This window comes from Streptomyces sp. P9(2023), assembly GCF_032436795.1.
Lineage (GTDB): Bacteria > Actinomycetota > Actinomycetes > Streptomycetales > Streptomycetaceae > Streptomyces.
This window is the reverse complement of record NZ_JAUPWM010000751.1, coordinates 1-246: the sequence shown is the minus strand read 5'-3', so window position 1 is coordinate 246 and position 246 is coordinate 1. Positions and strand designations below refer to the sequence as shown.

Genomic DNA, 246 nt, shown 5'->3' with positions numbered 1-246 from the left:
GTCCTTTGACTCTGCCATCGCAACCGCCCATGACTATAAACTTCTTGATAGCGCCAGACTTTACAGCTTCTACCACTTGGTCTGCCAAAGCCAATACTTGATTGTGCGCAAAGCCGCCCAGAATAGTACCTTCTTCTATGGCTACAGGTGCCTGACAGGCCTTGGCAAGTGCTATAATTTCGGAGAAGTCTTTCTTGCCGTTATCATCGGTAGGTACATATTTAAATCCTGGGAACCCGGCTGCAC

General features: G+C 48.4%; 1 protein-coding gene. It reads right to left on the bottom strand.

The features are described from left to right. Positions 1-246: hypothetical protein (locus Q5762_RS39330; RefSeq protein WP_315897119.1), on the bottom strand; the 246-nt coding region annotated here is incomplete at both ends.